The following is a 13,159-nucleotide window of genomic DNA, read 5'->3' as shown; positions in this document are numbered from 1 at the left end:
TTGAACCCCTGGATTAAAAAATATGCACGGCTGCTAATGATCGCCGGCGTAGTGGTGATTGCGGATCAGCTCACCAAGTGGTGGGTGCTTCAGGGTATCGGCCGCAGTGAGGTGATCCCGGTCATTCCCGGTTTTTTCAACCTCGTTCATGTGCAGAACCCGGGCGGGGCGTTCGGTTTTTTTGCCGGGCAGGGCGCGCAGGTGCGGGCGCTTTTTTTTATCTTTTTTTCTCTGCTCGCAGTTGCCCTGATCCTTTATTTGTACCGGAGCACGCCGGCGAAGTACAAATGGCTCCTCTCCGGCTTTTCCCTGATTGTAGGCGGCGCGGTCGGCAATTTAATCGACCGCATCCGCTTCGGTCATGTGGTGGACTTCATCGATTTGTACGTCGGCACCGTCCACTGGCCGGCGTTTAATGTCGCGGACAGCGCCATTACCATCGGCATGATCATTTTCGCCGGCTATCTGATTACCAAAAAATATCCGGTTGAATAACTCAAGCCAGGGCATAAGCTTCTATGTTTCCGATATTAATTCAGTTTAACGGGTTCGCCCTCCACACATACGGGATGTTCGTGGCCCTGGGCGTGCTCTCCGGCATTTTCTTCGCCCGCTATGAAGCCAGGCGGCTGGGCCTGGACGCGGACAGAATCCTGGACCTCTGCTTTTACATCATTTTGGCCGCCATCGCGGGGTCCCGGCTGTTTTACGTGGCCACGCACATATCCTATTTTATAGCCCATCCGATTGAGATATTTATGATATGGAACGGCGGGCTGGTCTTTTACGGCGGGTTTATCGGGGCGGCCTGTGTGGTGCTCATTTACTTATGGGTCTATCGCCTGCCGCTTGGCAAAACCGCGGATATTGCAGGGCTCTCCCTTCCGCTCGGCCATTTTATGGGCCGCATCGGCTGCTTGTTCGCCGGATGCTGTTATGGCCGGACCTGTGAGCTGCCCTGGGCGATTACATTTACCCATCCGCAATCCCTGGCTCCGCTCAATGTGGTGCTTCATCCCACCCAGCTCTATCATTCGGCTGCCAATCTTTTGATCTTTCTGGTGTTGTTTTTTTTGCGCCGCGGCAAACGGTTTAACGGCCAGATATTCTGGCTGTATGTCCTGTTTTACGGCGCGGCCCGGTCGACGATCGAGATTTTCCGCGGGGATTACCGGGGGGCAATGGTTTTGGATGTATTCTCCGTCTCCCAGGTCATCGGTATAGGCTCTGTGGTGGTGGCGCTGATCATGCTGACAATCCTTTCCAAAAAGGCCAAAGTTTCGGACAAAAATGGCTGAAATCGCTCATCAGGCGCTTGCCAAATATCTTTCCGAGGCCAAAAAATCCGGTTTTTCCCCGGTTTATCTTATTTTCGGCGAGCCCTATCTCTGCCAGAAGGCCTGCCAGGATTTGATCGACGCGATTGTTCCCGACCCCGCGGAGCAGGCGAAGAGCGTTGAATCGCTCGAGCACCGGGACCAGAGTCAGGTGGCGGATCTTTTGGAGGACTTAAACACCTATTCCTTTTTCTCAGGCAGCCGGATCGTGGTGCTGCGCAATGCCATGGTGTTTACCGGTACCCGGAACCAGGCGGAAGCGATCAAGAAGATCAAAAAAGCATGTGACAACAGTGACTGGGAAAAGGCGGCGGATCTGTTTTTACGCCTGCTGGGCCGGTCCCATATGGCGCTTGAGGATGTCGGGCCGCAGGCATTTGCCGAAAAATTCCAAGTGGATGCAGATGCCTATGGCGGGCTTGACTGGATAAACAGCATTGTCCGGTTTTGCCAGAATCAGGGCCTTCAGGTGCCGGAAGTCTCGGATGAGGCGACGCTTCTTTTAAATGCCATCAAGCGCGGATTTCCCAAGGGGCATTATCTGATTTTAACCGCGGATGCCGCGGACAAGCGTACCGGCCTGTATAAGGCCATCAAAAGCAGCGGTATCGCAATCGACTGTTCAGTGGCCAAAGGGACCCGGAAAAAAGACCGCGATGCCCGGCAGGGCTTGATATATAATCAGGCCAGAGAGATTCTTTCAGCAGCGGGCAAAAAAATGGCGCCCGGGGCGTTTGACGCCATGTATGGGCTGATCGGGTTTGATATGCACGCCTTCTCCCGGGGGCTTGAAAAACTGATCAGTTATACCGGGACCCGGCAGACCATCGCGGCAGCAGATGTTCAGGCGGTGCTTTCCAAAAGCCGGGAAGAGCCGATTTATGAATTAACCGGCGCGGTATCGGATAAGCATACGGCGGCTGCCCTGCGGCTGCTTTCCGAACTTTTGGATGCCGGCTATCATTACCTCCAGGTGCTGATGGCGATTACCAATCAAATGCGGCGCCTCCTGTTGATCAAGGGGTTTATAGACAGCGACGCCGGGCACCGATGGCAGCCGGGAATCTCCTATGATCAGTTTAAAAATCTTGTGATGCCGGTGATTCAATCCTATGATAAGGCGTTAATGGATAAAATCGGCACCTGGACGGATGATTCAAATAAAGCCGGCGGCGGCCGGGAGAAGAAACCGGCCACCGAGCAGATCATCGCCCGGCAGCCGAACAATCCGTATCCGGTTTATCAGCAGTTTCGAAAAGCGGCCAATTTTTCCCGGAACGAATTGGTCGGCGCGATAAACCGGCTGCATGAGGCCGATGTCTCGCTTAAGACAACCGGCCGCGTCCCGGAATTCGTGCTGCAGGAAGTAATTATTTCGATTTGTAACAATCAATGCCATTAGTTTCAGAGTGAAAATTGACTCGGTTGTCATTTCGAGCGACAGGGAGAAATCTTTTGATTGCATAAACTTTTAAGATTCCTCGTCGCTTGCGCTCCTCGGAAAGACAGGGGCGAAAGGCTAAAGTTAATGACATTAATGCGGTAATTAGCTGAGGACCGGGTATTATATTTTGGCTAAAACCGAATACCCAATACCTAAAACCCAACACCCAATACCTATTAAAAATGGGATTTATCAGAAAACAGGAAGAAAAATTTGCCTTAAAGCTGCTTGAATGGCGCTATAAACAGCAGGAGCAGCCATTGCCGGAGAAATCAGTACTGAAGCAGCAGGCGGCTGATGTCGTTTCCCAGGCCCATAGCATCGCCAGGCAGCGCGGCGGCAATGTGATGGCCATTCTGAAAGACATGTTCTCCGCAAAGCGGTGAACCGCTGAATATTTTCTTAACGCGCCATATACGCCATGCACCCTGAGGCAAATATTGATGAATACATCGAGGCGCTGCGCGCATCCAGGCGGATGCGGCATCAGGTGGTTTACCACCGGGAAATTCCCCAAAAGCCGCCGGATTATGTGACAGACAAAAGCGCCTTTTCACAGGGCATCCGCCAGATGCTGTCCGCACTGGATATCGATGCCCTGTATACCCACCAGTATAATGCCGTTAACGAAATCCGAAACGGCCGGCATACAGTCATTTCAACCCCAACGGCCAGCGGCAAGACCCTGATCTATAACCTCCCCGTGATAGAGCGCATCCAGGCCAATCCAAAGTCCCGGGCCATCTATTTGTTTCCCCTGAAAGCGCTGGCCCAGGATCAGCTGCGCACATTTGAAGCCATGGCCGCCCATTTTGACGAAAATCCGCCAAGGGCCGCCATTTATGACGGGGACACCTCGGCCTGGCATCGCAAAAAAATCCGCAGCAATCTGCCGAATGTGATTCTGACCAACCCGGAAATGCTGCATCTCGCATTTTTGCCCTATCATGACAAATGGGCGGATTTGTTTGCCAACCTGGAAACCGTGGTGGTGGATGAGGTGCATACGTACCGGGGGGTTATGGGCTCGCACATGGCCCAGATATTTAAACGGTTCCGCCGGGTATGCGAAAAATACGGCAGCCGCCCCACATTTGTCTTCAGCTCCGCCACCATTGCCAATCCGGCGGAGCTTTGTGAATCGCTCACCGGCATGCCGGTGGTGACAGAATCCAGATCCGGCGCGCCCCGGGGAAAACGCCATCTGGTGTTTTTAAATCCGGATGCAAGTCCTTCCAATGCGGCGATTATGCTGTTAAAGGCCGCCCTTCACCGGGGCCTGCGAACCATTGTCTACACCCAGTCCCGGAAAATGACCGAGCTCATTTCCGTCTGGGCGGGCAGCCGGAGCGGCCAGTTTGCCGGTAAAATCAGCGCCTACCGGGCGGGGTTTTTGCCGGGTCAGCGCCGGGAGATCGAGCAGAAGCTGGTCTCCGGCGAGCTTTTGGCCGTAATTTCAACCAGCGCCTTAGAGCTTGGTATTGATATCGGGGATCTGGATTTGTGTCTGTTGGTGGGCTATCCCGGCACCATTATGTCCACCTGGCAGCGGGGCGGCCGGGTGGGCCGAACCGGAGACGACTCCGCAATGGTGCTGATCGCCGGTGAGGACGCGCTGGATCAATATATCATGCGGCATCCGGCCGCTTTTTTTGAAAAGGGCCCGGAGTCCGCGGTGATAAATCCCTATAATCCGGATATTCTGAAAAAGCATCTCCTTTGCGCGGCCGCGGAACTGCCGCTGGATACCCGTGATGAGTGGCTTAAGGTTGGTCCGGTCCGCCGCTCTGCGGAAAAACTGGAGCAAAACGGCCAGCTCTTAAAAAGTGCGAAAGGGGACTGCTACTTTTCGGCATTAAAGTCGCCGCACCGGTTTGTGGATCTTCGGGGGGGCGGGGACCAGTTTAGCATCATTGAGTCCAGCACCGGGGAGAATCTGGGCGATATTGACGGGTTCCGCGCCTTCCGGGAAACCCATCCCGGCGCCATATACCTTCACATGGGCCAGACCTTTCGCGTGGAGAAACTGGATATCAGCACCATGACCGTATCGGTCACCCCGGCCCGGCCCACCTATTATACCCGGGTCCGGGCGGATAAGCAGACGGAGATCCTCGATGTGTATTCGGAAAAGGCGGTCTACGGCACCCGGATATTTTTCGGCCGGCTTAAAGTCACGGACAAGGTCACCGGGTATGAAAAATGGCACCTGCACTCAAAAAAACGGATGAACATCATTGACCTGGATCTGCCCCCCCAGATTTTTGAAACCGATGGCCTGTGGTTTCAGATTCCGCCCCCGGTGCAGGCGGCGGTCGAAAAGGCGCAGATGCATTTCATGGGCGGCATCCATGCAGTGGAGCATGCGGCCATCGGCATTTGCCCGCTCCTTATCCTGACGGATCGGAATGATCTGGGCGGCATATCCATCCCGTTTCACCCGCAGGTCGGATGTGCGGCGGTATTTATTTATGACGGCATCCCGGGCGGGATCGGCCTGACGCGCCAGGCCTATGCCCGGGCCGAAGACCTGATGGACCATACCTATCAAGTGATAAACACCTGTGACTGCGAGGCCGGCTGTCCCTCCTGCGTGCACTCGCCCAAATGCGGCTCCGGAAACCGGCCGATCGATAAACTGGCCGCTTTAAGCGTTCTGGACAAGCTTGTCGATCCGGAAACCCCCTTAACGCCCGCAGGCGATGCCGGAACAGATACAACCCCTAACCAGACGGCGGCCAAGCCGGCAGAAAAGGACGCTGAAAAAGAAATTTATTACGGCGTGCTTGACCTTGAAACCCAGCGCTCAGCCGATGAGGTTGGCGGCTGGCACCGGTCGCATAAAATGGGGCTTAGCTGCGTGGTCCTCTATGATTCGAAGACCGGCCAATATCATAACTACTATGAATCGGATGTGCCGGCCCTGATTGCCCACATGCAGCAGATGGCACTCATTATCGGGTTTAACATCAAACGGTTTGACTATCAGGTGCTAAGCGGGTATTCGGATTTTGATTTTTCTTGTTTGAATACCCTGGATATGCTGGAGGTTATTTATCAGCGGCTGGGTTACCGGCTTTCGCTTAACCATCTGGCCAAGGTGAGCCTTGGTATCGAAAAAAGCGCGGATGGGCTGCAAGCGCTAAAATGGTGGAAAGAAGGCCGGTTGGATGATATCGTCGAATACTGCCGGATAGATGTTCAAATTACCCATGAGGTTTATCTTTACGGCCGGAAAAACGGCTACCTTCTGTTTCAGAACAAGGCGGGGCAGGCGGTTCGGATTCCCGTCGACTGGTAGGAAAATAAACGATGCGGCGTCATCAATTTATTTCAAAGGCTTTGCTGCTAATAGCTGTTTTAATCGGCGCAGAGTTGTCAGCCGCTTCGCAGATGTTATGGGCGGCAAAGCCTTTGGTTATTCATGATGGATTTAATCACGCCCATCTGATGAATCAGGTGGAATACCTGGTGGATGAAACCGGGCAGCGCTCGATTGATGAAGTTACAGCGCCCGCCCGAAAATGGCAGCCGCTTCCCGGAGACGGGGCGAAAAGCAGCTTCGGTTATTCCCGGGCCGCCTTCTGGTTCCGGTTTACGGTGGAAAATCCCGCCAGCCGGTCAATTACCTGGATGCTTGAGTATGACTATCCGGTGGTTGATTATATCGACTTTTTCATGCCGGATACGGGGCTTCACTTTAAAAGCGGGGATCACCGGCCGTTTCATGTGCGGCCCATTGCTTTCCGGACCATCGTCTTTCCGGTAGACACGCCGCCCGGCACGCACGAATGCTATATCCGGCTTGCCTCCCAGGGCTCCATCGTGCTGCCGTTAAACGCCTGGTCCCAGGCGGCCTTTGAAACCAAAAAGACCCATGATCTTTCCCTGATGTGGCTTTATTACGGCATTATGCTCGCCCTGGGGATTTATAATTTTTTTATCTTCCTGTTCATTCGGGAGACCAGCTACCTGTATCTGGTGCTGTTTACCCTGACAATCACCCTTTTCACCATGGCGCATAACGGCCATGCGTTTCAGCTCCTGTGGCCGAATGCGACCTGGTGGGCAAGCATCTGCCATCCGATGATGGTGTTATTGGGCGGACTTACGGTTTTGATGTTTAGCCGAAGGTTCCTTTTAACCGGATATAAGGCGGTTAACTTTGACCGAATACTCGTCATCCTGATGGCATGCGGGGCGATGCTGGCTTTTGCGGCGCCTTGGGTGGATTATTACTATGCTACGCAGGTTAGCGTATTATTTGCAGCTGTCTGCGCAATCGCCATCATCACAACCGGGATAGTGCAGCTGTTCAGGCGCCAGCGGGAAGCGGGATTCTTTATACTGGCCTGGCTCGTGTTTATTGTGGGGGTGCTGATGATTTCCGCCAAATCCTATGGATTTCTGCCCAGCAACATTTTAACCGATGCGAGTCACCAGCTTGGCTCCTGCCTGGTGGTTCTGCTGCTGTCGCTCGGCATCGGCGACCGGATGAAGGCAATGAATGCGGAGCTTTCCCGTCACAAGCATGAGCTGGAGGAGTTGGTGCGGGAGCGCACCACGGAGCTGGAGGCTGCCAACCAGGAGCTTAAAGCCTCTATGGCGCATCTTAAAAAAACTCAGGATCAACTGGTGCAGACCGAGAAAATGGCTTCCCTGGGCGGGCTCGTCGCGGGCGTGGCCCATGAAATCAACACCCCCATCGGGGTGACGGTCACCGGGGCCTCGTTTTTGGCGGAAAAGACCCAGGAGATGCAAAAGCAGATCGATGAGGGCCGCCTGAGCGATCAATCCCTGGAGAAGTTTCTAAAAAGCGCCGGAGAAATCTCGCATACCATCCTAAACAACTTAAAACGCGCCGCGGAGCTGATCCAGAGCTTTAAACAGGTGGCAGTGGATCAGTCCGCCGACAGCCGGCGGTGGTTTCATATCAAGGCCTATCTGGATGAAATCCTTTTGAGCCTGCACCCCAAGTTTAAACGCACCAGCCACACCATCGCCGTAAACTGTGATGAAGATATTGAGATAAATTCCTATCCCGGCGTATTTTCCCGGATTATTACCAATCTGGTCATGAATTCGCTGAATCATGGCTTTGATGGCATGGAAAAGGGCCGGATTGACATCAGCGTCCGAAGGGTGGATGGCCGCCTCTATCTCGGGTATCAGGACAACGGCCGGGGGATGCCGAAAGAAACCCTTGACCAGATGTTTGAACCGTTTTTCACCACCCGGCGGAGTCAGGGGGGGACGGGCCTGGGCATGCATATCGTCTACAACCTCGTCACCCAGAGCCTGGGCGGAGAGATTGCTTGTCAAAGCGAACCCGGCAATGGTATAAATATTAGTATTATGATTCCCTTGGAGGAGTGCGAGGAAGCGAAATGACGGAGCGCGTCCATACCAGCAGCGGCCAACGGTCCGAGACCCGGCGGCACAATGCATCACAAGGCGGGCCGGCGCCCTGGAAAATTATTATTGCCGACGATGATCCGGATGTGCACAACATTACCCGACTGGTGCTTGATGACTACGAGTTTGAAGGCCGACCGCTTAAGTTTTTAAGCGCCTACTCCGGCGAAGAAACCAAGGCGTTAATCGCCGCCCACCCGGATACGGCGATCATTCTTCTCGATGTGGTGATGGAAACCGATGACTCCGGCCTGCAGGTGGTGCGCCATATACGGCGTGAGCTTGAAAATCATTTTGTCCGCATTATTCTGCGGACCGGTCAGCCGGGCAAGGCGCCGGAAAAAGATGTGATTATCAACTATGATATCAATGAATACAAAGAGAAAACCGAGTTAACCGTTCAGAAGCTTTTCACCACCATCACCTCTGCGCTTAGGGCACACCGGGATTTGCGGATTATTGAGAAAAACCGAAACGGCCTGGAGCAGATCATTCACTCCACCGGCAAGCTCTTTGAGCATAAGTCGCTTAAGGCATTTGCCCAGGGCGTGCTGACGCAGCTGATCTCCATTTTGCGCCTGGATGAAAGCGCGGTGTATATTGAGTTTTCAGGCTTCAGCGCATTCAAGGAGAAAAATGATTTTTTGGTGCTCGCCGGCACGGGTAAGTATGAACATGCCGTGGATCAGTATGTGAGCCGGATTTTTTCCAAAGATGTGCTGAATTATCTGCAGATGGCCATTGACAGAAATGAAAGCCTGTTCGTGGACGATGTTTACGTAGGCTATTTTGAAACCAAAAGCGGAAAAAAACATCTGCTGTTCCTAAGAAACTGCGGCCATCTGAGCAAAATGGATCGGGATTTGGTCCGGATCTTTTCTAATAACGTGGCGGTGGCGTTTGATAACCTGCTGTTGAATAGAGAAATCGTGGATACGCACAAGGAAATGCTGCTGAGACTGGGCGAGGTGCTTGAAAATCGATCAAAGGAAACCGGCAAGCATGCGCACCGGGTTGCCATATTCTGCTATCTTCTGGCATTAAAGGCTGGCTTGAGCCGGGATGACGCTGATCTGCTGCGGCTTGTGGCGCCGATGCATGACGTGGGCAAGGTGGCCGTATCAGATGAAATCCTTTTCAAGCCCGGCCGCCTGACGCACGAGGAATTTGAAGAGATCAAGCATCACAGCACCATCGGGTATGATATTTTTAAAAGCTCAGATCGCCGAATTATGAAGGCTTCGGCGATTGTGGCCCAGCAGCACCATGAGCACTGGGACGGCACCGGCTACCCCAACGGCCTTAAGGGTGAAGCGATTCATATCTTCGGCCGGATCACCGGTCTGGCTGATGTGTTTGACTCATTGACGCACTGGCGCGTATACAAGGAGAAGTGGCATATCGATAAAGTCGTAGCGCTTATTCGAGACCAGCGGGGGCGCCGTTTTGATCCGCAGCTGGTGGATATTTTCTTAAAAAGCGTGGATGAATTTGAGGCAATCAACAACCGCTATCCGGATTAAAACCTTTGCGATTTCCAATTTCACCGCATCTACGGCGTCAAATGATGTCTCGCATAGGTCCCTATAGCTCGACATCATTTTCCTTGTACCTGCGGCAAACTTGAAAATCGCTCGATTCAGATTAGATTATTAAATAGTAATTAACCAATGCCATTAACTTAAGAGCGAGAATCGGCTCGGTTGTCATTTCGAGCGGCAGCGAGAAATCTTGTCATTGCATGATTTTAAGATTTCTCGTCACTGTCGTTCCTCGAAATGACAGGGGCGGAATGCTAAAGTTAATGACATTGAGTAGTTCAAAGCTTAGATATAGAAAAATTGGGACCGAATGGAAGATAACGCATTCAATTTTTGGCAGGACCATTCCGTGCAGTATTTGGAAATGGCCTTTCGAAGGGATAAAGAGGGGCGGCTCGAGCATCCGGACGGATACGGTATCCGGACCGGTGACTGCGGGGATACCGTAGAAATATTCCTAATCGTCGATAAGGGCATGATTGAGGAAATCACCTATCAAGTAAACGGCTGCGTCAATACCAATGCCTGCACCAATGCGCTTATCGAGCTGGCTGAAAAAAAGGATATCGACACGGCATGGGCGGTGACGCCGGAAATGATCGCCGATTATCTGGAGACCCTGCCAAAAGATCACTACCACTGTGCCGAGTTGGCGGTCGGGGCCCTTTATCAGGCCCTGGCGGATTACAATAAGAAAGCCGTCAATCTTTGATGGCTTTACAAAAAGTGGTTTCTTTCGCCGCTACGGGATTTTTGCAGAAAGTAGCTCAAAGGGCCCTGAAAATTCGTCCATACTGTCATTCCGAGCGACAGCGAGAAATCTTTACAACAAGATTCCTCGTCACTATCGTTCCTCGGAATGACAGTGGCAAAAGACTTTGGAATTACAACATATATTATTTAGTTCGTTGGGAATCCAATATCTTTGTTGCGTTGCATCCCGTTGATACGTGTCAATTGAAAAAACATTGTTTATTATACAAAACTTTGATAAAGAATTAACAATTTGCATACAGTCTGATACATTACCATATTTTAAGCCCGAATGGTCGGCACGGTGGCCGACCCTACGACGGGCGGGTCTTCCTCTTGCGCAGGGCAGGCCACCGTGCCTGCCAGAAAATGCGTAGGGCAGGCCACTGTGCCTGCCAGAAAAACAGAACAAAGAACGGTCGGCGCGGTGGCCGACCCTTGCGTAGGGCAGGCCACCGTGCCTGCCTGAAAAACTTTTATTTGGAGGATGTGGGAAGAATGCCGTCTGATAAATCGACTTTCAAACAGTTACGGGAAGATGAAAGGGAGGTAAGAAAGCAGCTTATTATTAAAGCGGCCATGGAGCTTTTTGAGGAAAAATCGTTTCATGACATCGGCATGCGCGATATCGCCGTCAAAGCCGGGGTTTCCGCAGCTTCCATTTATCGTTATTTTCCGAGCCGGGATGACCTGTTTGTGGAAGCTCTGATCCAGGACATCAATCACATTGAACAGCGCCTGCAGGAGCGGGTCGATAAGGGGGAGAGCGTTGAGGATCTGGGCATTGCGGTGGTTGATTATCTGATTGACAATGAGGCGACATTCCAGATGATGTGCCATTTCATGATTCGCGGGGAACTCAATCCCCAGGCCCTGAAAAAGTTCAACGGGGTGCAGCGTTATTTCTTAAAAATGTTTGAAAATGTGTTAAAGCAGATGGAAGGCGCAGAGAATCTGCGGCTTAACACCCAGGCATTTTTTGCATCCCTTGCCGGCGTGGTGCTGACCTTCCGGAATTATCCCGGCCGCACGGCCGATGAAAAACGCCGGGCCATGCACAAGCTGGCCTTGTTGATCATGCATCAGAGCGCAATTGATGCGCTGGAAAAAGCCTGATCAGCTGATACGTCTCCAGTCCAGCCCTGGCATTATGTCTGCTTTGCCGCCGCCGCTTCATAGGCTGTATTTGCCTCTGCATAAAATTCACTTGCGGCTGCTGTATACCGCGGTGAGAAATGAAACAGGGTAAACCGCCGGGCATTTGCCAGACCGGCGATTTCACCGGCTTGGCGGGCGGTTAAATGGTTTTTCCGCGTGGCATGCGCCTGGTCCGCATCAAGAAAAGGTGCCTCGATAAACAGGTGATCCGATTGCATTGCCAGTTTTCGGATTTTTGAGAGGTTTGCCGGGGTATAGGCCGCATCCGCGATATAGCTGATTTTCTGTCCTTTGCTGATTATTGCCAGTTCATCCGTTAGATCCCCCAGTCGAAAAATCTGCTCCTCACCGTTATTTTGATCTGTCGGCACAGAGATGGGCGTATCCGGTGCTTCCTGATTGTATATGGCCTGTTTAAGCGCATACAGCCAGGGACCGGCCTGCAGGCCGAGGCGATTCAGGGCATCCTTTCGAATATTGATCCGGAAATGCTCTTCAAGCGAAAATCCGAGACAGGGCAGGCCGTGGTCCAGGATCGCGGCAGTTACCTTATGCCCGGCATCCTGATATAAAACCGCCGGCATATCGGTGCTCTGGCGCACATCCTCGGCCACTGACTGAAACTGATGCGGGCAGGAAAACGTGCGGGTGATCCGGTACATATCCGTCAGCTCCGTGGCTTTCAGAACAAGCGAGTTGCTGTAATTGTTGACCAGGTTCCAGGCATATCCGGAGAGTTTTCCCTCCACATTGGCCAGAAATCCCGCCGGCCCGAACAGGTGAAGCGTTTTTTCCCGGCCCAGAATGATGCGGAGCAGGGCATCGAACCCGATAAAATGGTCCATGTGGGTGTGGCTTACGAATACATGACTGATTTTCAGCAGGTTTCGGGATGAGAGGGGGCGGATATCGCCCATGTCGAAAAGATAGGCAAATCGATCGTATAAGAAGGGCACAAACAGGCCCGGATCACCGGATGGCGCATTGACAAGCCATGGGGAGACAAACGGGGGCATGCGTTACGCGAGCTGTTTGGCTACCTGCCGGTTGATGCAGTTATAAATTTCCTCGTCTGAGCCGTAGATATCAACAACATCCTTGTGGTTGATCAGCTTTTCAATCACAAACGCCGTCACATAGAGACTGACCACATGCGGGTTGGAGACAATGTGCCGGACCGGCGCGATCTGGTAGTCGATATCAAAATCGTCCGCGTGGATCAGTTTTTCCAGGCAGTAGGCGATTTGTTCCTGCAGTGAATTCTTGCTGCTGGTTTCCACCAGATCATTTTCCACCAGCTTCATGGAGATCTCATTGCTTAGGGTCTCCAGCCGGTCGCCAACCAGATGGATGGCCCGTCTGCGTTCATATTCCTTTGAAGATTCAATCTTTGAGATCAGTTTTGCTTCTCCGTGATTGCTGGGACGGAATCGCTTTGACATGATCGTTGCCCTCTATATCGTAATTGGATTCATGGTTATTTTCGGATTTGCATCATAGTCCTTAAACAA

General features: G+C 52.5%; 11 protein-coding genes. 9 read left to right on the top strand and 2 right to left on the bottom strand.

What is annotated here, in order from left to right; all coding sequences use genetic code 11:
- The 9 genes from lspA to U5L07_02935 all read left to right on the top strand — a co-directional run bounded on the left by lspA (window position 1) and on the right by U5L07_02935 (window position 11,606).
- Window positions 1-495 (top strand): signal peptidase II, encoded by a 495-nt coding sequence (lspA, locus tag U5L07_02975; GenBank protein ID MDZ7830695.1) that lies wholly within the window; start codon window positions 1-3, stop codon window positions 493-495.
- Window positions 496-518: 23 nt separating this feature from the next.
- The gene (gene lgt, locus U5L07_02970) at window positions 519-1,298 is read left to right on the top strand and encodes a prolipoprotein diacylglyceryl transferase (protein MDZ7830694.1); all 780 of its coding nucleotides are present in this window, start codon (window positions 519-521) and stop codon (window positions 1,296-1,298) included.
- Complete coding sequence (locus tag U5L07_02965; GenBank protein ID MDZ7830693.1) at window positions 1,291-2,739, top strand: hypothetical protein; 1,449 nt, start codon at window positions 1,291-1,293, stop codon at window positions 2,737-2,739. The genes lgt and U5L07_02965 overlap by 8 nt, the downstream gene beginning before the upstream one ends.
- 224 nt (window positions 2,740-2,963) lie before the next feature.
- Window positions 2,964-3,167: a hypothetical protein gene (locus U5L07_02960; protein MDZ7830692.1), complete on the top strand. Its 204-nt coding sequence runs from the start codon at window positions 2,964-2,966 to the stop codon at window positions 3,165-3,167.
- 35 nt (window positions 3,168-3,202) lie between these two features.
- Window positions 3,203-6,082 carry a DEAD/DEAH box helicase gene (locus U5L07_02955; GenBank protein MDZ7830691.1) on the top strand — a complete coding sequence of 960 codons (2,880 nt, stop codon included), beginning with the start codon at window positions 3,203-3,205 and terminating at the stop codon, window positions 6,080-6,082.
- Window positions 6,083-6,093: 11 nt separating this feature from the next.
- Window positions 6,094-8,172 carry a sensor histidine kinase gene (locus tag U5L07_02950; GenBank protein ID MDZ7830690.1) on the top strand — a complete coding sequence of 693 codons (2,079 nt, stop codon included), beginning with the start codon at window positions 6,094-6,096 and terminating at the stop codon, window positions 8,170-8,172.
- The gene (locus U5L07_02945) at window positions 8,169-9,719 is read left to right on the top strand and encodes a DUF3369 domain-containing protein (GenBank protein ID MDZ7830689.1); all 1,551 of its coding nucleotides are present in this window, start codon (window positions 8,169-8,171) and stop codon (window positions 9,717-9,719) included. Before U5L07_02950 ends, U5L07_02945 begins: the two co-directional genes overlap by 4 nt.
- Before the next feature lie 328 nt (window positions 9,720-10,047).
- Window positions 10,048-10,449 carry an iron-sulfur cluster assembly scaffold protein gene (locus U5L07_02940; protein ID MDZ7830688.1) on the top strand — a complete coding sequence of 134 codons (402 nt, stop codon included), beginning with the start codon at window positions 10,048-10,050 and terminating at the stop codon, window positions 10,447-10,449.
- Window positions 10,450-10,988: 539 nt separating this feature from the next.
- Window positions 10,989-11,606, top strand: coding sequence for a TetR/AcrR family transcriptional regulator (locus U5L07_02935; GenBank protein MDZ7830687.1), 618 nt, complete (start codon window positions 10,989-10,991; stop codon window positions 11,604-11,606).
- Window positions 11,607-11,638: 32 nt separating this feature from the next.
- Here the strand turns inward: U5L07_02935 and U5L07_02930 are convergent, their stop codons facing one another.
- Window positions 11,639-12,664: a ribonuclease Z gene (locus U5L07_02930; protein MDZ7830686.1), complete on the bottom strand. Its 1,026-nt coding sequence runs from the start codon at window positions 12,662-12,664 to the stop codon at window positions 11,639-11,641.
- Window positions 12,665-12,667: 3 nt separating this feature from the next.
- Window positions 12,668-13,090, bottom strand: coding sequence for a hypothetical protein (locus U5L07_02925; protein ID MDZ7830685.1), 423 nt, complete (start codon window positions 13,088-13,090; stop codon window positions 12,668-12,670).
- Between the last annotated feature and the right edge of the window lie 69 nt (window positions 13,091-13,159).

The sequence above is a fragment of the Desulfobacterales bacterium genome, from assembly GCA_034520365.1.
Classification (GTDB): Bacteria; Desulfobacterota; Desulfobacteria; order Desulfobacterales; family Desulfosalsimonadaceae; genus M55B175.
Note: the sequence above shows the minus strand (reverse complement) of the source record. Positions and strands in the feature narration are given on the sequence as shown.